Raw genomic sequence first — 21,151 nt, 5'->3', positions numbered from 1 at the left:
TAAAGCACGCATAAAGTGAATGTCAGGATCACCCCCGCGTATGCGGGAAAGACATAGGGGGCTAGCTCATTGATGCCGCTGTAGTAGGATCACCCCCGCGTATGCGGGAAAGACAATCCTGAGCTTGAATCATTAGTACCATTTTTAGGATCACCCCCGCGTATGCGGGAAAGACGTGGCTCTAATGAGTAGGGCGCGTGGGAGAAGAGGATCACCCCCGCGTATGCGGGAAAGACGGTATGAGAAAAGTTACGAACTCTTTATGCGTGGGATCACCCCCGCGTATGCGGGAAAGACACTTAAAAATCCCAATAAAATAGCTATTTTTCCAAGATTAAACAGCAAAAATTATTTACTTTTCAAAGCTATCATTATTGCGCATCACTTTCAATTCTACTATTATGCAAGAAATTTTAACAATTCTGTCAAATTAAAAACAAGATGCGCTGTTAGTCTAGCATCCAGAAGAGCTCTATGTGGAACAGATTCAGCAATGTTGTATTCGTGCAGCACTGTTTTTAATTGGTAGTTTTTTAAAAATTTCTTTTCTTTCTTTACAAAACGAGAAATATCAAAAATTTTGTTAATTGAAAGAGAATGATCAAATCTTTTATCTAATGAAGATAAAGCAGAATTTAAAAATGACATATCAAATTGTACGTTATATCCAAGTACAGGTAATTTTTCGACAAAATCAATAAATTCTTTTAATGCTAAATCTAATCTGACACCATAAGATTCAAGCATGCCGGATGTAATACCAGTTAGCTCAATAATTTCATTAGGAATAAAATTATTTTTGTTAAAATTACTAACGCTATCGCAATTAATATTTATTAATTTCTGGAATTCTTCAATTTTCCCATCAATGAACTTAACGGCTCCAATTTCGATAATTTTATCAATTTTGCTATTTAAACCTGTAGTTTCGCAATCTATTACAACAAAATTTTTATCTATTTTACCTATAAAATCCTTCCAGTAATCGGTACAAGTTATCTCTTCATTATCCGTAGTAAATTTTGCAGTTTGAGAAGCATTATCATAACTTAGATAACTAATATTTTCATTAGCAAGATTATTTTCAATTGTGCTAGAAGGAGTATTATTAATATTTTTATGACTTATATTTGAAAATTTCTTTGCATTATGAAAATGTGCTGCATCGCTAAATCCATGTTTAATATCGTTTTCTAATGTATCAACTGTTGGAATACGTACCAGAGGTAATCCATCTGAATAAACCACTTCACGATGCGAATGGATAGTCTTAAAATCGTAGCCAATTTCATTTTGTGAAGAAAAGCTCATTGTTACAGCACCGTTGCCAACACTATCTTCTATGCGCTTCCATAATTCTTCTCGAACTCGACTATTAAAATTGCCGACGTAAACTCCTGATGCTATTTCTTGCATCCACTTAGTTAAATCACCTCTTAAAGATAGTGGACAGTTCGTCATTGTAATCACAGTTAACGGCATCTCAATTTACCTCACTGTAATTTACACCAGAAGCTACCAAACGTTCTTTATCATCCCAAAGATGTATTACATCTACTGTAATTTGCTCATCAACAGGAATTTCAAGAATATCTTGTATATCATCAACAATACGTGACATTATGTTGCAATTTGCGAAGCAGTCGCGCATCTTCAAACGCATTAACTGTTCAATGTCATCGTCGGATTCACACTGAGCAGCAATTTCAAAAGATGCAGGAATGGTTAATTCAGCTTTATATAAGTCTGCAATATCGTATACAAGAGAAAGATCATGTCCAGTATGTACGAAACCTAATCCAGGTGCTAAACCTAAAGCAGATATTATGCTATGTACTAAACCGTAAAGGCATACATTGCCTACAGATAATGCTTGATTGACAACAGTGCCACTTTCAAAATCATCGACTTTATAATCGCGACCATTCCATTGGACATTGTATTTATTAGACATCTCCCTATATATGCTTCTTACGCGAGCTCCTTCTCTACCTCTTAATTGTTGCATAGTGTATGACGATATATTTTCATTAGGGAAACGCATTTGATACATTTTTCTCGCAACGTTCAATCTTGATCTACTATTAGTAACAAGTTTTGCTTGTTTTTCCAATAATCTTGAGCTTCTTGACAATGCTCTACCATGAGCGTAATTGCGAACACCATGCTCGCCAACCCAAACTATGCTTGCGCCAACATCTCCAAGTAATTCCGTAGCTCTGTGAGTAATCTCAGTGCCAGGACCTAAAAGTAAAACGCCAATCATTGCAGCAGGAACTCTTATAGTTCCATTTGCATCAAAGACTGTAACAGCACTATCAAGACGATTAATTTTCGCATGCTCTACATATATAAAACTCACTCTGTCGCTTATACGTGGAAGCTCTGGTATTTCAGCTTTTTTGGCACCGAATTTCTTTTTCATACTGTTACAGCCTTTAATAAAATAGCGTAATTCATTTAATTGTTTAAAGGAATTACTGTCATCATTCCAAAGCCATACGCTTTCTTTTTGCCAATTCCTTCTAACAGTGTTTTACGCATGATGTCTGCATCACTAATTGTTAAAATACCTTGATAAACAGCTTTACTTAATCGAATAGGTTTTTCTGACTTTGTAAATAAGCTATATCCGCGTTCAACAATAGCGAATTCATTTTCGTTCAACGAAAAACCTAATTTTTGTGCGCGATTAAGCAAAAAATTCATCTGCTGATCATAAGTAATATGTGGTACTACCCTACCTCTAGTAGTGCGAGTTTCAGAAGTATCAGAAATAGAGACAACAGGGTTAAGTGTCACACGAAATTGCATTCTCATGCCATTCATCAGTGATCCTAAAAACTTATCATAAGTTTTACTTGACGCTGTTCCGGAAACACCATACATCTCTAGACGTTGCAAATCTGGTTCAGAATCACTTACAATAAGCAAGTAATATTTTCCATGCAGAACATCAACTCTCCATAGTTTTCGGCTTCTTTCATGATTCTCCCATTCGTCGGGAAAACTTTGCTCAACCCAATTGTGGAAAGCTCCGACAGATTTAAGATCTCTCAATGATGAGGGCTTTTTATAATCAATTTCAACTCTGCTTAAATAAGACATTTAAGACTCCAATCCAGAAAAAGCATCATGCTCAGCAATAAAATCTCCAGTAGATTTAACATGCTTACTATCTGATGAAATACCTTCCGAATCCGAATTATTGTGGAGAATTCTCTTAATAGGTATTTCCATTTTTGACTCGTAACGGAATCCGAATTTTCTTTCCTTGTTAGAGAAAGAATTAACAAAATCCTTGCGCAATCTACGAACTGATTCCTGAATTTTATAAGCACTAGTATCGTCTTTAACTAATTCTGCTGCAGCTTTATCTACTAAATCAGAATCAGCGTATAAGGATATAAATACTTCATTGCATGATTCATTAGAAGACTCTGATGCTTCAGATAGTCTAGAAGTATTAAATCTTTTTTTAGACCACTTGTTTGCAAGCCACTCATGTGTTAATAGAGCCTGAATTACTCCGCAATCTTCTACGCCTAGAATAAAATCAGCTGTAGGAGGCAGCGATCTTCTACCTAAACTAGATTGAAAATACGGCGAGTGCAACGCATCGTTAATACTGTAAATAAGTTGCTCATTGTCGGATCCTATTGCAACTAGGAATATTGCATCTTCTAGATAGTAACGATTTGTAACGTAATTTTTTTCAAAATCACCATTAGGCTTATATTTTGCAGCAATATGATAATCTCTAAGCAAATTACCTTGCTGATCTATTCGTACTGCAAAATCCAAATCATTAAGCTTTGCAATCTCCTCACCACAATCTGCACTTCTTCTGTATCCAAAAGCTGCAGCAATCATACCTACTACCGCACTTTTAGATGGATAGTAGTCTGTGTGACGAGTCTCAAAATGAGAATCTGTACCCCATGATTGCAACGGTCCAGAAAACTTCAGTAATAAACTTTTCATAAGATTCCTAACTGTTAAACACTAAATATCAACTAATAAGTGTTATTTATTAAGGAATTTACTGAAGAAATTCGGGGACTTTAGAAGAAAAATCATCCAATAATTGCTGCATACTTTGTTCTTCCACTCCTAATTTAAGATTCTCATTTGAAGAATCCATTGTTACATAGAATGATGCAAGTGGCTTATGGACGAATTTTTGAACTTTCTCGTATTCTTGAGATAGCTTATCTATAGACTTTGATACATATCCGTCTTTAGATTTTACTGGATCTTCAAATGCACTAACTAAGTTCACTGGCCTGTCATCTCTTAAAGTTACCACCAGCATTTGCGGCAAAGTTTGGTTAGCAAAAGTATTTGCTTTTCCAGTAGGCATTGCGTTAGCGAAAGCTTCAATAAAAAGTCTAAGAGCATTAATTGTAGATTCTTTGTTATCACTCAACTGATGGCTAAATTCATGTACTGCAACATTTGCATAACGATAAAGCGTTGAAGAATTAAATTCTATTGTTCCAAGCATTCCAGCTCCAGCATTATCCTCAGTAGATAAGTCATCAACAGCAGTATAGTAATCAAATTCAGCACGAACAGCGTGAGTGGAAATTGCGTGAGCAACTTGTGAAGAAGCGTCCTCATTAAGCGATGGGTCGTCTGCAAGCATGCGACCGAATAACGCAATATCAATCGGTGGATTATCTTTCAAGATTTCTTGCAGTTGCTTCTTGTCAGTAACATTATTGATTGCTGCTTGAGCTAGAGAATTTGCTTGAGTCTCTCCTAAGAAGAATAAAGCTTTTGCTGTAGGAACTGTTTCTCCCTTATCGGTTTTAGTTTTAACGCCAGCAGTATTTAACGTTTTATCTGCTAAATCTAATGCTTCTTGTTCAGATAATTCTGGTTTTAACGTAATGATTTTATCGGCAACGTATTTAACAATATTTTTGCTTCGTATTCCAACATTAGAGTCTCCGCTGTGCTCTTTGAAGTATTCACGCATTGAGTGCTTCCAGCATTGAGAACTTATTCTGGTTCTAGTTACACCGCCATATTGAGCAGTTTTTGGACTGCCTGCATCATCGCGATTAATATTGCATGGTGGAACAGTTTGGATTGCTTGAATATCTAAGAATAAATGAGCGTTCATGGTTATACCTTTCTAAATGTTTAATAACGTTGTTTTTGAAATATGTAATTTTAAAAATATGCGATGTTACTAAAAAGTTATTGTTACTAGCTGAAGCGATAATATTCTTGTGCCCAGGAAAGTCTTACTTTTTCTGAATCTTCAAACTGAAGCAAATACAAATCGTGAGCTAGTTTAGAATAATCAATCGCTTGTTGGTTTTCTTTTGTTCTGCTTTTTAGTAGTCGAACTAGTTGACGAAGGTAGTAGTAAAAACTTTCGTAATCGCTTGCAGTGATCATAACACTAAAGCGCCTATCCATAGCTCCACGTACGCCTTCATCACTTCTTAGTGTTCTTAAAGCTGTTCCCATATTGTTATAAGATTTTTCATTTTCTGAATCTTCAGATTTGTTCAAATCTTTATAACTTGATTTTTCTACAACACCTTGTTCATACAATGCGTAAATTTGCAAAGTGTTTATAACAGCTCGCAATTGGTAGCTAACTTCGCCATATTTATCTATGAAGCTTTCTGGCACATTGTTTAATATCCATGGCCATATTTCTATTGACTGACTTAATGGCTTACCGATTGTGTGGCGTAGTTGAGCAAGCATAGCTCGTCTCGATGAAATATCTGAGCCGTTCAAGAATTGATTTATGATTTTACTGACAGCGCTTGATACTTCAACAGATTTGCTTTGATTTTCAGCCATAATAGCCTCCTTTCTGTGTCTTTTATTTTCCTGATAATTTTTTTAATCGACTAGTAAAAATGTTGTAAGCTGTAACTATATTTTTTGTAGATTCTTTCTCGCTTTGATCAGATGGTCTACCTGTAAAATCGCGCAATGTTGCATTTTCTAGCATTCCTTTTGCCTCATCTATGAGTATGTTATGCAAAGTATTTCTCCATTGAGTACAACGTTCATTCATTGAATCTTTTGGTTTAATATTTGCTAACCATTCTCTAAACGGTTGATCAACTAAGAAATAAGCCTGACTAATGTACTTAGCAGAATATTTAGTTGCATCATCTTTATTTCTATTGCGTATTTCACATATGTCTAGAAGAAATTGCTTGTAAATGAATCCTATGGCAGATCTTGTATACTCAACTTCATTGTTAATTCTGTATACCCATCCATCGTCAGCATTATCAGTTACTACGACTTCATCAATATACAGAGTATCGCATATTTCATCTGTAGGAACCCAAGATGTAGCATTGCCGTCATCTTTCATACTTATGGCTTGCAGTGAAATAGAAGAACCAGTAATATCATGTTTAATTTTGTTAAGCCATTCCATAATTCCTGGTTTGTGATTTTTTACGCTTCCATCATATAATTCTTGCGATGTAAGGAGTCCAAATGATCTCCACATAGCTTCTTCTGTTCTATGCTTTCTTGGAGTGTATTTGTCCTTGTTTTCACCTTCCTTGTTATATTGCCATACTGTCATTGGTTCAATAAAAGCATTTTTATGATTAATATCAGGAAGTTTCACTATAGAAACCGATATTGGCTTGTCAATATCAATATCAGGATTTATATATATTGCCCTACTCCATCGAGTATAAAGCTGGGAAATATTGTCAATAAATGTTTCGTAAAATGAATTTTCAATATTTTCTGTTCCTGAATATTCCCAACATGGCTTTTGCCTTTTCTCAGGAGATTGCATTTCACCAACAAGCACACAGTTGAGCATAAGAGTTTCAAATAAATTGGATCCTACTATCTCAATACCGCCGAGATCAAAAAGCCAACCTTTAGAAGCTTTATATTTTTCCGTACCAAAAATGGTCTTATCCGCCAATCCAGCGTATGACTGTAACGTAATAATCCATCTTGCTAATTGCGGCTGCGTAAGTGATGATTTGTTGTTATCAACATTATCTTTTGGAGAAAATACAGCTATTTTATTGTTACTTTCAGAAATCAATCGATTTATATTTTTACCAGATATCTCACTAGGAGATTTACCGCCTAGTTTTTTACTATCGATATCCTGTTTAAGTACTTGGAAAAATGGATATTTGTCATCAAAAAGGTAGAAATGATCATGCCATTGTTCTAAATATTTGAAAACTGCATCTGGAAACTTTTTTGAATTCCAAACTTCGCGCCAAATATCCATTGTTTCTTCATTGAAATCATCTTCATTATCTTCACCTGAATCAAATTCGCGAGAATTTCCCTGAATATCGTACCTAGAAAAAACAGTATGAAGCGCAGCAAGCAAAACACGAAGCAATGCAAAGTCCTGAGTTTTCATATCGCCAGCAAGAGCTTTATATTCAGATGCATGCTTAAACACATCTGTCATTGATACGAGCTTATTGTGGCCTTTTTCGTCTACAATGACGGAAATCCAAGGCTCATCTAGTAGATTAAACCTGCTCACCTTTTATTCCTTTCTGTCTTCTTCCGAACTCTTTATACATACAATACCACTTTTTTCAGAATAAGCAACTCTGTATTTCGATAATTCGCAAATATTATTTTCATCGAATAGCAGCACCAAAGAACCTCGCAACCAAGGCTGATTATCCCAGTTTTGGAACTGTTTTTGCTTTCGTATTCTTTCTAACTCTTTAATTGTTTCTTCAAAGCGATTACTGTTCGACACAAACATCCAAGGCAGTCTTACTGTTTCTTGAGCAAGTCTCATTGCAACTTCTGAATCATCAATATTTTGCGAAATATCTTCACAATCATGGAAAGTTCCATAGCCAGATCCAACTTTTTTCACAGCAATAACTTCTATAGATTCGCCGCTATTGCGAACTTGAGCACATGCAAATTCATCAGATTCATTTGTAATTGAATTTTTCAACAAACCAACAATAGATCTTTTACCGATTTCTGATTTTGGATTTTCAATTCTGTATGTTTTTGCAGCACTTTCATTACTATTTCTTACTGAATCATGTTCTCTTCTTGCAGCAGTATACGCATCTTTCAAATCTTCTTGTAACTCTAAAGGATTATCTCCATAAACTATTTGCACTAATCGAGAAATATCTTGAGGCATATTTATAACATCAGGCAAATAATATTGAGTTCTCATAAGTAAATATTTACTGTAAATAGACTCTGAACCTTTATCAAATTCATAACACTCACTGGTTCCCAACACATATAAAATTGGCTCTGTGAAAGTTTCCGGGCGTTCTATCGTATGCCTGTGTAATCTACCAGCACGCTGAAGTAATAAATCTATAGGAGCAAGATCAGTAAATAAAACATCAAAATCAATATCAAGCGACTGTTCTAATACCTGCGTACCGATAATTATTGCACGAGCAGGTCTATGAGCATTCTTGCCTATCATATTGCAAATCTGTTGTTCTTTTCTAACTCTATCTGTAGCAATAAATTGCGAATGAATAAGTATAACTTCGTCATCATTAAACTCATCAACGCATGCATTATAAATTTCCTGAGCTCTTTTAACTGTGTTTACTATAATTCCAGCAATACCACCATTGTTTAGCAAAGATTTAAGCTCACTAACAAATGATTCATGTAAGTTATCGTCTGTTATTTTTCTTACAGAAATAGATTTATTATCACTAACATCATTTTCAATAAATTTTTGTTTTACACAGTTTTTATCACTGTATGTGATTAAAGGATAATTATTTGTTTCAAAATCAACATTAGATTTATCGCATTCTCTCCAATTAAACCCCAACAACCCACACATATAGGCTTTTATAAGTTCTTTTCTACGCTTAGCAGGTAAAGTAGCAGAAAGTAACACAACAGGAACGCCGTATGCTGCCATCCAAGTAAGAGATTCTTCAAGATACTTATTCATATAAGCGTCATAAGCATGCACTTCGTCAATAATTACAACTTTTTTACTTAATCCCAAATGACGAAGCATAAGATGTTTTTGCTTTAACGAAGCTAACAAAAATTGATCTACTGTACCAACCACAAAGTCATCCAACATTGCGGTTTTTCGCCCAGTAAACCAATCATTAAGTATTACTCCATTATTATTCGCATCATTATTACTAGATTTACTCTCAGAACCATCATTCATATTTTGCATTCCATGCGGTAAATGCGCATAATCTGCATTCAGTTCAGCTTTACCATGAACTAAACGTAAACCGATTTCACCCTGAAAATCACGATTCACACTTTTAAGCCAATCCTCAACTCGTCTAAACATTCCGTTAGAAGTTGCTTGAGTAGGAAGACCGAAGAATACTCCGCTTCTTCCAGTTAGATTTGCCAATTGCTCAGCAGCAACTAAAGAAGCTTCTGTTTTTCCTGAACCCATTGCAGATTCAAGAATAAAAATTCCAGGTTCTTCGCAATTAGAAATAACGTTGTACAACGCTGACTGAATATTATTTGGCAAGAAACCAAAACGATGTTTGTATATTTGCGAAACATCGCTATAACAATTTAATGATTCCCATACGTCTTTAGAACCATGTTGCAACCACTTTTCCCAACCTTTTCTATATCTTTCTTCCTGATTTTCTATTAAATCTTTTTCTATTTGAATAAGCGGAAAATAGTGTTCATTACTAGCAATCCAATCAGCCATAATTACTAAACCACACAATAAAACTTGTGCTGGCTCACTTATTTCTGGAAGATCATCTACATTAGAAAAATCATTTCTTTCTAAAGCCCAATCCAAAATATCATTCTGCAATTTTTTCCATAATTTACTATTTTCACTCTCAATTTCACTTTGATAGTAATGGTCAGAATACGCAGATTCGTTATTTTTATAAACAAAATCATCATCTAAAGGCTTACCGTGATGAGCGCCAACGATTGCACAAATTCCTTCAGGAACTCCAGCATTAGAAAGAATAGCTTGACCAGTTATAGTGTGATGACTACTCGAGCAATCTTCTGCATTATCAATAAAATAATCAATATTTGTAAAACCAACAGCAGCTAACTTATTTTTTAACGCAATATCTAAATCTTCTGAATTTGAATACGATTTGCGAAACTGAAAAACGGGAGTAGCTTTACCGATATCATGTATGCATCCTAAAAATTGAGATAATTTTCTTGCATCAACATGTTTGCTCAATGAGGATTCAATCAATCTTTGCTGACCATCACTAAGCCAATGATCCCATAATTGACCAATAACATTTCCAGTATCTTCAAGGTGTTGAGCAAGAGGAAGCCATTGCATAGTACCATTAACTTCTCTCTTTTTGCCCCATAATTCAGGATTAACAACGTGATTACAACTCATGGTTACCGTCTTTCCATTTTTCCTAATCCACAATGATTATTAAATAATGGCAAATATACTCTTAATAAGAGCTTTAAGAAAGGATGTGTTGCATATTTATTACTAAACTATTTGAGCTTCAAACGTATTGCATGCATTTGAAGCTCAAATAATTGCCTCGCCAATGCGAGAAAGACGATAGAACACGAAACACAGAAGGATCACCCCCGCATATGCGGGAAACTCTATCAAAAGCGATTATACATCAACAACATTGTTATTGTGATTCTTGGTTATTGTTATTCCTTAATTTAGATCTTGTTCGTATCCAGTTAAGTCAGTTTATAGAACAAATACTAGCTTGCTGAGAGCAACATATAACTCTTACGCAAGTCAAGAAGATGTAGGTGTTTAACATGTAAGAAGAGTATCATTCACAAAAATAGACATAACGTAAGTGTATCAAAATTGTTGCGTTAAGGAAACAGTTTTGATACGCATTTAATCTTCATAAGCTTACAATTTTTCTAATTTGAAGAATAGAAAATATTTAACATAAATTCTATTCACAAAATAAGCAAAATGCGTTTAAACTGTAACAGTACTCATAAAGACGGTAATAAGATATATCAAGTATTTACAGCAGAGAAAGATATTCTATGAATAACAATGATGTTTCTGACAGAAATAGTGACGTACAAAAAACTCAAATTATAAATAACAGCGCTACATCATATGATAAGAATCAGATCAACATGTCTCACAAGCCAAATAATGCAAAAAATCCAAAAAATACAAAATCTAAAAAACTTAAACATATACTCTTAACTATATTAATAATCTTTTTAGTAGCTGGTGTCATAGGCTCGATTCAGCAAAATAAACCAAACAACACTAAAACCAATTTAAGTGCATCAGAATGTAAAAATATAGCAAAAAACTATGTAGTTGACGACTTTTTGTCCTTGAACGTTATTAAGAAAAAGATGACAACTTCCGGATGCTCCGCGAAAGATTCCGAATCTGCTATAAATTATTTAGACGACACTTACGATTTCAACAATGTGGCAGTAAGAAAATTAAGGCTACTCGTAGAAGATGATAATAATTTAACTGAAGAAGACGCAAAGTCAAAACTTGAAGACCTTAAGTTTGATGAAACAGAAATAGAATTTGCCATAAATCATTACTCTGACGAAATCTGTTCCGTAAAAAAGAATGACTTGTCTTGCGAAATTGAAAAGGATTCAATTTTTTCCCAAAAAGATAAAGATAGCAAATCCAAGGGTTCCAAAGATAATAATAAAAATAAACCAAAGTCGTCTTCAAATGGGGATTCTGACAATAAAAATCAAACTAACACTAACAAAACAGGCACAAAAAAGAATTCAACAAACAAATCATCTGTAGATAGTTCCAATTCAAATTCTACACAATCTGAAAATAGGAACGCAGAAGAACAGCAAGAGAATCAACAACCTGTCCAAGAACCAGTTCAGCAGCCGGCACCAGCACCTACCCAACAACCAGCTCCTGTTCCTCAGCAACAGCCTCAGCAACTATCTCAACAGCAGCCTCAACAACAGCAACTTCCTCTAGTACACCCGGGAAGCTTCTGCTCTACTTCCGGACAACAAGGAGTGACTATACGAGGAACTCTTATGATGTGTAAACTAGGCGCGAACGACGATAGATTGCGTTGGCGCAAAGTACGGTAGTTTGTAGTTCTGTATGAATTCCCATTACAGCATTGTAAGGAATTTCAGGCAGAACTGTATACACTCTTAATTACTCTTGCTTTCAGATTTCCACTTTTCTATGAGTTCTATAGCTTGTTTTTCTTGCGCATGAAGAAAATGATCATTGTCTATATTTTCGTAGTTTATAGTAGATAATAATAAAATTCCTCTTGTGCTTGACCTGTATGATACAGCGCATTATAAAAATTCGGAAAATTACCATACAAAGCGCAAGCCTCTAAATATTGATTGCTGGTTGAAAGTCAACAAATAAAGGAGCCCACACAACGCCTAAGGTGAGTAAATCAACCGACGGCATGAAGCCGACTTTCAACGTAGGAAGACTCCTATACTTTATGTTACCAAATATTGCTTTATTGCACAACTTTGTTTGTATATTAAATCTAATTTATATAGATAGTACGCAAGCGTATCAAAATTATTGCGTTAATGAAACAGTTTTGATACGACAATTAAATTTTATAGTCAAAAATTTATACTGCTAAAATAAAAGTATTCAATTCGAAAAAACATTTGTAAATTTGCCACTCTTAGTAGTTTTTATTAATGGAATATTTCTTATCAAATAGTTATCATTGAATCATGATGAAAGCTATTGTTCCGCCTAAGTCCATAATTGTTGATTTACCTTATAAGGTTTTCAAAGACAATGAACTAGAACATAGCATTAATGAAAATCTAAAGTATAAAAGAAGTGATCTTGATAACCAAACTATTCAGGTTTTGAAGCATTACTTGCTGAAATTTCCAACTGTTTATATTGTTCATAAAAAAGAATACGAAAAATATACAGTTTATGTTGGTGAAACTAACAATATTGAGGAAAGAACAAAACAGCATCTGAATTCTGATACTAAAATCAGAGATGATTGGGAGAAACTGTCTGAAGGTAAAGTAAAACAGTATATTATTGCTAATGAGCATTTTAATAAATCACTTACTCTAGATGTTGAAAATCGCTTTATGCAGTACTTGTTAAGCGTCGATTCAATTAATGAAGTTACTAATCGTAGAACCAATCCTCAGGGTGAATATTATCCTGAAGAAGAGTTTGAACGTATTTTTTCTGGAATATGGGTTCAGCTTCATGACATGGATCCAGATTTATTTCCAGAAGAAGGAATTATTCGCGACTCAGCTTTATTTAAAGCGTCACCGTTTCATAAATTGACTACTGAACAGAAGAGTATTGAAAGCAAAGTTATAGATATAGTTAATGAAGCTCTACAATCAAAAAATAAGTGTAACTCTAAAGGGGCGTTCAGTAAGGGATTAAAAGAAAACCGACGAAAGCCTTTAAGCGGGAACATAAGAAATAACGACCATACATGAGTAGAAATACTCTGTATGGTCGTTTTATTATTCTCAAGTAACGAAATGGTATGGGAGATTTTTTAGAACAAACCTTGTATTTTAGCTTGTATTACCCCTGCAGTAACGCCGGCACCTGTATTGATTAAAAAGTCTTTTAGTCCGACCAATGCTGATTTTAAAATATGCGGTTTCTTCTCTTCTTCAATTTTTAATTTGATGTCAGCTAATAATTCTGTTGCTGTTTCTATATCCTCTTTTGATAAATCAGATTCACTAATACTTTTTTCAACGGCATCAACTACATCCTTAACTTTATCATAGGAAAATGTAACTGTATTCTCACTTCCAGACACTATCTGTACATTATCGGATGGCGAATTGATCACACTTGTATTCCCGTAATAATTATTCACGGTTTGCGGCATGTTCACTGCGGATTCTTTTTCATTCTCAGAGAAAACCATATTTTCCCCTACAATACCTTCCGATTCTAATTTCAATGTCCATTCTAAAATAGTATTTTTGACTTTTTCTTCAATGTCTTTAACTGCAGTTGTAGGTACATGTAATGCATAATCCATTGGAGGTAGCGAATCAGCCATTTTATCAAACAATGCAAGTTGTTCGCCTGAAAAATCTAAAGTTAATACATTTCCTGAGGACTGACATAAAGAAATGATTTCAGAAATTGAATTTACTAACTTTCTTTCACAAATCTTTTTTTCGTATTCATTATCCTGTATTGAGGTTGGAATCCAACCGCGATAAGGATTGAAAGCTTTTAAACTTCCACGAACCTTTCTGTACTCAGGGCAAGATTCTTCGTCAGGATAACCATTTAATTCGTGTTTAATCCATTGATCAAAATCAGCAAGCTTTAATTTTGATGCAATCAAATGTGCTTTGCGTAATATATTAACAACATCGCAATTTGATGACACAATTTCATTCTGTAATTCTAAAACAATACTTCCCATGTTATTCACCATCCTTCTTTCTACCATATAGGGCACTATTCTCAGCAAACATCATAGTTCTTCACATAGAAGCAATAAGAAAAAGGAATAACCTAACTTTCTGGAGTTGTTTCAGAATGCTCCTCAAAATTTTCTACCTGCTCCATAACCTTTGTGAACACTTCAGGACTATACTGTGGCGGATAGCCGTTCTTAACCAAACAAATCTTTATCTTTAATTTTAACTGATTACGCACATTCTGATTGTTGAGCCAGTCCACAAATGAAGACTCGGTATCTATTATTTCCTTAACTTTTTTAGCAAGTGTCTTGCATTTATCGTTTATCACAACACCGTTAACTTCTTTGTCAATGCCATATTCAAACTTATACTGGTCACGAAGAGCAATCAAAATATCATAGAATGCCTTTTCTTCAAAGGTTAATCCTATTTTACGGAAACTCTCACGATTTTCGTTCATCTGACGAAGTATCACTAAAGCTTGTTCAGTTGCAGCCTTAATAATATCTTCTGAGGCAGCTTCCTGTGTCGCCCCGGCTTCTTCAGCAGTAAGGTGCTTACGTCTTTCATGGTACTCATCAATAGTCTTTTCAATCATTTCTTGGAAAGATTTCGCTGCTAATTGGTTGACCCTGCCATATTCCTTTATTTGCTTACGGAGCATTTTGATAAGTAATTCTAACTTTGTAGCAGGCATTTCTACATCTGATAATTTTTCAAAGTATTCAGGAGAGAAGATATCTTCTTCCTCGCCACTTTCAAGAACACTTTCTACCTTATTGTATTTTAATGCCTCTTCAACCATCTTTGATACCACAAGATTCATAGTTTCAGCATCAACATCGCTGGTTCCGCTCATTTTACGAACGAAACCTGCTATAGCCATAAAGCACTGTGCAAGCGCAGATTCTTCTTCGCCCAGATTCCCAGAAGGTTGGCAAATATCAAAAGCACTTCTCATTCTCTTAACAGACTTTAAGAAATATGTCTTAAACGAGACCTGATTAGTTTTTCCGTTTCCTTCTGTCTGCAAGACCTGTGCTGATGTAAAGACATACTCAGCGGCTTTGGAAAGTAATTTATATCTTTCAACAGGGTCACATTTCGTATTAAGGAATGGAGCTAAGTCATAATCTGTAAACAGTGCTTTAAGTATTTCAATCTCCTCTCTGAATGCAGAGGTAGCCTGCTCAACGTCATCCGATGTGGGAGCAACTGATGTATCACCACCGTAAACCTTCATGGCCTCACGCATATTATCGCGAATGCCAATATAGTCGATAACCATACCATATTCTTTGCCGGGATATTTTCTGTTTACACGACTGATAGTTTGAATCAGCAAGTGCTTCTTCAAAGGCTTATCATTGTATAAATAGGTAAGTGACGGAACATCAAACCCTGTAATCCACATATCAACTACGATAACAATATGGAAATTAGACTTTTCCTGTTTAAAGGCTGCATCCAGTTCTTCGCAACGTTTATCATTTTTAACGCCACCAAGATAGTTATACATCTCAGCTTCATCATTACTTCCAACACTCGATACCATAGCCATAAATGGCATAGGCTTTAATTCTTTAAGTTCTTCATCTGTTGCAGTAACTCCGTCAGGAGTTTTCTTTTCTTCAAACCATTCTGGGTATTTATCTTTGAATTTCAAAAGAAGTGAATATGCAATTTTTCTGTTAGAGCAGACAATCATTGCTTTCTGAATTCTATCTGGGTCACTATCACAAGATGAAATATAATGGTCATGAATATCTATAGCAAGCCTCTCCAAGCGAGAAGGCTCGCCAAGGATAACTTCCATAGAACTCATTGCACGTTTACTGGCTTCAATATCATCATACGTTGCACCATCATCGGCACACTTTTTATAGTAATTTTCAATTTCTTTAGCTTTGGTCTTATCAAGTAACACCTTGGCAATACGAGGATGATACTTAATAGAAACAGTTAGTCCATCTGCGACCGCCTGATCCATAGTGTATCTATCAATTTCCTGACCAAAGGTCTGATATGTTTCGGCAATAGGAGTTCCTGTGAAACCTACAAACGTAGCATGTTGAGGCGGTAAGTTTGCTAGTCAAGGAGTAAAACGACGAAGATTAGCATTTACTTCCGCCCATGCGATAGCTGTCCGTGATTGACAAGTGCTAGCACGCAGACAGAACGGAGATAGCGAACCGCTGAGTGTGTCGCTCTGCTCGTAAAAGCTTAGAAACCTTTGAACGAAAGGGATAATGAAAGCCTTGATTGCAAGGCTTTTTGCTTTATGGTGGGTAAGTATCAGAGTGAGAAAATTTTTGGAATGAGTAGAAGTGATAGCTAGAAATTATCAGTTTCTATTTCCATTTACCCTGTGGGTACGTGTTTGTTTCCATTGACAAGGAGTTTGTGGGAATAGAAATGTACCCACCTTGTTTGAATCAAGTGAAGTGTAGTTGAAGGAAATCTGTTGAAAGCAATACTTCATTTTACCGAATAAGTAATAATTTAGGCAACTTCAAATCGATTAAAAAAAACTATTTTAAAGGTTAAGAGTAGACAAAAATTGTCCACTCTTTTTTGCAAACTCAATTTATCAATAAATGAAATGAGGGAATGTAAAATGAAATATTTTGAGGTTGAGTTAGAAAATCCTGATGAATTTTTAAAACTACAAACAGAAGATTTTGTGAAAGCTAATCGCTTGCTACTAAGGAAGATAATCCAGAGCGTTACAGTCTATGAAGAAAACTTCGTCATATCCTTTAAATCTGGCATCGAATTGGAAGTATGAGTCTCATTCCATAACTTTTATATTGAACATATCATCTTGTTGTGTTATACTATAAATTGATATAAACAAAGATGTAGGAGGAACCGAAACTATGACAGCCTCAATGCGTTTAAGATAAGCTGGCAATAAAAAAAGCAGAATCTATACCCGATGATAGGCTTTTTTGTTGTGCTTATTTATACGATATTGAGCATTCATTAGTTACGGTGAGGATATTGGTTATTTAACTATACCTTTATTTAACTATGTCTTTAATATGAATGTTTCCAAATTGTATGTATGCAGACCAAAAGCCACATTGTGGGGTTTGGCCTGCATTTTTTATTGCCTAGAATGCTATTCAAAATAGAAATTCAAGCAAAATAATATGCAGGAGATAATATAAATGGAAAAATACAACAATTGGAAACGAAAATTTTATGCAATATGGGCAGGGCAAGCAGTATCATTAATCACTAGTGCCATCCTGCAAATGGCGATTATTTTTTACCTTACAGAAAAAACAGGATCTGCGATGGTCTTGTCTATGGCTTCATTAGTAGGTTTTTTACCCTATGCGATTTTGGGACCTGCCATTGGTGTGCTAGTGGATCGTCATGATAGGAAGAAGATAATGATTGGTGCCGATTTAATTATCGCAGCAGCTGGTGCAGTGCTTGCTATTGTTGCATTCTGTATGGAGCTACCTGTCTGGATGATTATGATAGTATTGTTTATCCGTAGCATTGGAACAGCTTTTCATACCCCAGCACTCAATGCGGTTACACCACTTTTAGTACCAGAAGAACAGCTAACGAAATGCGCAGGCTATAGTCAGTCTTTGCAGTCTATAAGCTATATTGTTAGTCCGGCAGTTGCAGCACTCTTATACTCCGTTTGGGATTTAAATGCTATTATTGCCATCGACGTATTGGGTGCTGTGATTGCATCTATTACGGTAGCAATTGTACGTATACCTAAGCTGGGTAATCAAGTGCAAAGTTTAGAACCAAATTTCATAAGGGAGATGAAAGAAGGAGTTGTGGTTCTGAGACAAAACAAAGGATTGTTTGCCTTATTACTCTTAGGAACACTATATACTTTTGTTTATATGCCAATCAATGCACTATTTCCTTTAATAAGCATGGAACACTTTAATGGAACGCCTGTGCATATTTCTATTACGGAAATTTCCTTTGCATTTGGGATGCTAGCAGGAGGCTTATTATTAGGAAGATTAGGGGGCTTCGAAAAGCATGTATTACTAATAACAAGTTCATTTTTTATAATGGGGACCAGTTTAGCCGTTTCGGGAATACTTCCTCCAAATGGATTTGTAATATTCGTAGTTTGCTGTGCAATAATGGGGCTTTCGGTGCCATTTTATAGCGGTGTGCAAACAGCTCTTTTTCAGGAGAAAATTAAGCCTGAATATTTAGGACGTGTATTTTCTTTGATCGGAAGTATCATGTCACTTGCTATGCCAATTGGGTTAATTCTTTCTGGATTCTTTGCTGATAAAATCGGTGTAAATCATTGGTTTTTACTATCAGGTATTTTAATTATTGGCATTGCTATAGTTTGCCAAATGATAACTGAGGTTAGAAAATTAGATTTAAAATAAACAATATTGGAGGAATATTTATGTATCTTATTTTCATGTAACTCTTCCTGCTAAAATCGCAGGGTTTTCCCTGCATACAAGCAAATGAAAGCATGCGATTATAGACAGGAGGAAATGTTATGGAATTAATATTAAAAGCAAAAGACATTCGTGTGGAATTCAAAGGACGCGATGTTTTAGATATAAATGAATTAGAAGTATATGATTATGACCGTATTGGTTTAGTAGGAGCAAATGGTGCTGGAAAAAGCACTTTACTCAGGGTACTTTTAGGAGAATTAACTCCCCCAGGATGTAAAATGAATCGTCTGGGTGAACTTGCCTATATTCCCCAGTTGGACGAAGTAACTCTGCAGGAGGAAAAAGATTTTGCACTTGTAGGCAAGCTAGGTGTTGAGCAATTAAATATACAGACTATGAGCGGTGGTGAAGAAACAAGGCTTAAAATAGCACAGGCCTTATCGGCACAGGTTCATGGTATTTTAGCGGATGAACCTACGAGCCATTTAGACCGTGAAGGAATTGATTTTCTAATAGGACAGCTAAAATATTTTACAGGTGCACTGTTAGTTATTAGCCATGACCGCTATTTTCTTGATGAAATAGTAGATAAAATATGGGAACTGAAAGATGGCAAAATCACTGAGTATTGGGGAAACTATTCTGATTATCTTCGTCAGAAAGAGGAAGAACGTAAGAGCCAAGCTGCAGAATACGAACAATTTATTGCGGAACGTGCCCGATTGGAAAGAGCTGCGGAGGAAAAGCGAAAACAGGCTCGTAAAATAGAACAGAAGGCAAAAGGTTCTTCAAAGAAAAAAAGTACTGAAGACGGAGGGCGTTTAGCTCATCAAAAATCAATAGGAAGTAAGGAAAAAAAGATGTATAATGCTGCTAAAACCCTAGAGCACAGGATTGCGGCCTTAGGAAAAGTAGAAGCTCCGGAAGGCATTCGCAGAATTCGTTTCAGGCAAAGTAAAGCATTGGAGCTCCATAATCCATACCCTATAGTCGGTGCAGAAATTAATAAAGTATTTGGGGATAAGGCTCTGTTTGAAAATGCATCTTTTCAAATTCCGTTAGGAGCAAAAGTGGCGTTAACTGGTGGTAATGGAATCGGAAAAACAACTTTAATCCAAATGATCTTAAACCATGAAGAAGGAATTTCTATTTCGCCTAAGGCAAAAATAGGTTACTTTGCACAGAATGGTTACAAGTACAACAGTAATCAGAATGTTATGGAGTTTATGCAGAAGGATTGTGACTACAATATATCAGAAATTCGTTCAGTGCTAGCATCTATGGGGTTCAAACAGAACGATATTGGAAAAAGTTTATCTGTTTTAAGCGGTGGAGAAATTATAAAATTGTTGCTTGCTAAAATGCTCATGGGTAGATATAACATCCTAATAATGGATGAACCCAGTAACTTCCTTGACATACCAAGTTTAGAGGCTTTGGAAATACTAATGAAGGAGTACACCGGAACTATCGTGTTTATCACCCACGATAAACGATTACTCGAAAATGTAGCAGATGTAGTTTATGAAATTAGAGATAAGAAAATAAATCTGAAACATTAAATTTAAGGTAGTCGCTGGTCAGTATAGTCTGTTCTGGTTGGCGACTCCATTGTTAAAGAGTATAAAGACTTTAGATTTTATGAATATTAAAAATAGGAACAGTCAATTGAACTGCTCCTATTTTTCTGCTAAATATATTGTAGTTTTCTTATATGTATAATGATAGATTAGCGGATTCTCATCTACGGTACTTACTTCAAATATGAAGAAGTGATCGCGGTTATCTCTGGACTTTTCCTTATTGAGGACAAAGTAATTCTTACGTGAAGTCGCCATTGTTTTTAGGATATCATCAGTTAGGAAGGTCAATGGAATATTCATGTTAGAGTAGCGGTAGAAGTCACGTTCAAAATCTTGGTAGCTCTCGCTATAATAGTCCATTTGTAGGTGATTACGCTGAAACTCAAGCTGATTCATAGAGCACCTCCTCGACAAGTTCAATACTAATAATGTCTTTTAATTTCAAATTGATGTGACCTGTTGTAGTTTTTATCAAAATGAAATCTTTGGTCAGACTTGGTATTGTTCCAGTGTAGGAAACACGCTTGTTTTTTTCAATCACTTGAATGCGTGTGCGTAGCTGCCCGGCGTATACTTGACTGAGGAGTAATAATTTCTTCTCTAGTGATAAGTCAGACATGTACGTTACTTTGTTTGTATCATCAGAGAGTGCTGATGCATGTTCAGATAGGAAAAAGCCCATCCATTTTTGCATCTTTGTATCCTGGTACTCTCTTGCTGATTGAAATGGTAAATATGAACGGTCAATCATATCAAATCCTT

At 35.3% G+C, this 21,151-nt stretch carries 15 protein-coding genes, 2 pseudogenes and 1 CRISPR repeat array (1 of these 18 cut by a window edge); of the genes and pseudogenes, 4 read left to right on the top strand and 13 right to left on the bottom strand.

The features are described 5' to 3' along the window. A CRISPR array of direct repeats spans positions 1-297; the repeat unit is 28 nt; unit sequence GGATCACCCCCGCGTATGCGGGAAAGAC (it extends 524 nt beyond the left edge of the window). Between the two features lie 102 nt (positions 298-399). The 8 genes from cas2e to cas3 form a co-directional block, all read right to left on the bottom strand. Next, complete coding sequence (gene cas2e, locus ACNEUN_RS03810) at positions 400-1,482, bottom strand: type I-E CRISPR-associated endoribonuclease Cas2e (RefSeq protein WP_463630950.1); 1,083 nt, start codon at positions 1,480-1,482, stop codon at positions 400-402. 1 nt (position 1,483) lies between these two features. Further along, positions 1,484-2,425, bottom strand: coding sequence for a type I-E CRISPR-associated endonuclease Cas1e (gene cas1e / locus ACNEUN_RS03805; RefSeq protein ID WP_463630948.1), 942 nt, complete (start codon positions 2,423-2,425; stop codon positions 1,484-1,486). A gap of 35 nt (positions 2,426-2,460) precedes the next feature. Beyond that, entirely contained in the window at positions 2,461-3,108 is a 648-nt protein-coding gene (gene cas6e / locus ACNEUN_RS03800; RefSeq protein WP_463630947.1) for a type I-E CRISPR-associated protein Cas6/Cse3/CasE, read from the bottom strand. Beyond that, entirely contained in the window at positions 3,109-3,984 is an 876-nt protein-coding gene (gene cas5e / locus ACNEUN_RS03795) for a type I-E CRISPR-associated protein Cas5/CasD (RefSeq protein ID WP_463630945.1), read from the bottom strand. Positions 3,985-4,042: 58 nt separating this feature from the next. Then, on the bottom strand, positions 4,043-5,131 hold the full coding sequence (gene cas7e / locus ACNEUN_RS03790) for a type I-E CRISPR-associated protein Cas7/Cse4/CasC (RefSeq protein WP_463630944.1): 1,089 nt from the start codon (positions 5,129-5,131) through the stop codon (positions 4,043-4,045). Positions 5,132-5,217: 86 nt separating this feature from the next. Then, positions 5,218-5,829, bottom strand: coding sequence for a type I-E CRISPR-associated protein Cse2/CasB (gene casB / locus ACNEUN_RS03785; protein ID WP_463630943.1), 612 nt, complete (start codon positions 5,827-5,829; stop codon positions 5,218-5,220). A 22-nt stretch (positions 5,830-5,851) separates the two neighbouring features. Beyond that, positions 5,852-7,522: a type I-E CRISPR-associated protein Cse1/CasA gene (locus tag ACNEUN_RS03780; protein ID WP_463630941.1), complete on the bottom strand. Its 1,671-nt coding sequence runs from the start codon at positions 7,520-7,522 to the stop codon at positions 5,852-5,854. A 3-nt stretch (positions 7,523-7,525) separates the two neighbouring features. Continuing rightward, entirely contained in the window at positions 7,526-10,363 is a 2,838-nt protein-coding gene (gene cas3, locus ACNEUN_RS03775; RefSeq protein ID WP_463630939.1) for a CRISPR-associated helicase Cas3', read from the bottom strand. 638 nt (positions 10,364-11,001) lie between these two features. Here cas3 and ACNEUN_RS03770 point away from each other — a divergent pair. Both ACNEUN_RS03770 and ACNEUN_RS03765 read left to right on the top strand, forming a co-directional pair. Further along, on the top strand, positions 11,002-12,060 hold the full coding sequence (locus ACNEUN_RS03770; RefSeq protein ID WP_463630938.1) for a hypothetical protein: 1,059 nt from the start codon (positions 11,002-11,004) through the stop codon (positions 12,058-12,060). Positions 12,061-12,684: 624 nt separating this feature from the next. Continuing rightward, a pseudogene (locus ACNEUN_RS03765) lies at positions 12,685-13,353 on the top strand (GIY-YIG nuclease family protein); the annotation flags it as partial. Positions 13,354-13,496: 143 nt separating this feature from the next. On the opposite strand, the gene ACNEUN_RS03760 reads toward ACNEUN_RS03765, so the two are convergent. From ACNEUN_RS03760 to ACNEUN_RS03750, 3 genes and pseudogenes are all read right to left on the bottom strand, one after another. Beyond that, entirely contained in the window at positions 13,497-14,420 is a 924-nt protein-coding gene (locus ACNEUN_RS03760; RefSeq protein ID WP_463630936.1) for an AbiTii domain-containing protein, read from the bottom strand. 65 nt (positions 14,421-14,485) lie between these two features. Next, on the bottom strand, positions 14,486-15,913 hold the full coding sequence (locus ACNEUN_RS03755; protein ID WP_463631089.1) for a type I restriction enzyme endonuclease domain-containing protein: 1,428 nt from the start codon (positions 15,911-15,913) through the stop codon (positions 14,486-14,488). A gap of 372 nt (positions 15,914-16,285) precedes the next feature. After that, positions 16,286-16,456: pseudogene (locus tag ACNEUN_RS03750) on the bottom strand (hypothetical protein); the annotation flags it as partial. A gap of 1,111 nt (positions 16,457-17,567) precedes the next feature. Between ACNEUN_RS03750 and mef(A) the strand changes: the two are divergent. Continuing rightward, positions 17,568-18,785 carry a macrolide efflux MFS transporter Mef(A) gene (gene mef(A), locus ACNEUN_RS03745; RefSeq protein ID WP_000417519.1) on the top strand — a complete coding sequence of 406 codons (1,218 nt, stop codon included), beginning with the start codon at positions 17,568-17,570 and terminating at the stop codon, positions 18,783-18,785. Positions 18,786-18,904: 119 nt separating this feature from the next. Continuing rightward, positions 18,905-20,368, top strand: coding sequence for an ABC-F type ribosomal protection protein Msr(D) (gene msr(D), locus ACNEUN_RS03740; protein ID WP_000420313.1), 1,464 nt, complete (start codon positions 18,905-18,907; stop codon positions 20,366-20,368). 117 nt (positions 20,369-20,485) lie between these two features. Here msr(D) and ACNEUN_RS03735 read toward each other — a convergent pair whose 3' ends face one another. After that, the gene (locus ACNEUN_RS03735) at positions 20,486-20,785 is read right to left on the bottom strand and encodes a DUF5960 family protein (protein ID WP_001072467.1); all 300 of its coding nucleotides are present in this window, start codon (positions 20,783-20,785) and stop codon (positions 20,486-20,488) included. Next, positions 20,772-21,140 carry a hypothetical protein gene (locus tag ACNEUN_RS03730; protein WP_000567222.1) on the bottom strand — a complete coding sequence of 123 codons (369 nt, stop codon included), beginning with the start codon at positions 21,138-21,140 and terminating at the stop codon, positions 20,772-20,774. The genes ACNEUN_RS03735 and ACNEUN_RS03730 overlap by 14 nt, the downstream gene beginning before the upstream one ends. Positions 21,141-21,151 lie beyond the last annotated feature (11 nt).

This window comes from Gardnerella sp. C0684A1, from assembly GCF_055326835.1.
Note: the sequence above shows the minus strand (reverse complement) of the source record. Positions and strands in the feature narration are given on the sequence as shown.